Source organism: Mesorhizobium sp. M5C.F.Ca.ET.164.01.1.1, assembly GCF_004792125.1.
In the GTDB taxonomy this organism is placed as follows: Bacteria; Pseudomonadota; Alphaproteobacteria; order Rhizobiales; family Rhizobiaceae; genus Mesorhizobium; species Mesorhizobium wenxiniae.
In genome coordinates, this window is the sequence record NZ_SRTG01000165.1 from 1 (window position 1) to 395 (window position 395).

Below are 395 nucleotides of genomic sequence, written 5' to 3' on the forward strand. Positions count from 1 at the left end.
GGCGGCCTGGCCGCGCACGGATTCGCTGCGCGCCTCGAAATAGATGCCGTTGGCAAGGCAGGCCTGCTCCGGCTTGGAGAAGACGCTGGCCGGTAGCGGGTTCTGGATCCACCAGTGATCGCCCTTGGCCATCGGCGGGATGAAGCGGCCGCTGTTCGGCTCCTCGTCCTGCAGCAGCGCCTCGAAGGGCGAGGCCTTGGCATAGTCGGGCTCGGCCTGGGCATAGGCGGTGGCCAGCACGTCCGGCTTGTCGTTGTTGACGAGAGCGATGAGAGCCGCCGGCAGATCCGGATCGGGCTTCTTGTCCTCGCGGATGTGGAAGGCCTGGGCGATCTGGATTTCCTTGCCCTTGATGCCGGGCTTGGCGAAAGTCAGCTTCAGGCCGCTGTCCATCG

The 395-nt window shown here is 66.1% G+C and carries 1 pseudogene; it reads right to left on the bottom strand.

Going from position 1 to position 395, the window contains the following annotated elements:
* Nucleotides 1-395 (bottom strand): annotated as a pseudogene (locus EN807_RS32940) (cell wall hydrolase); the annotation flags it as partial.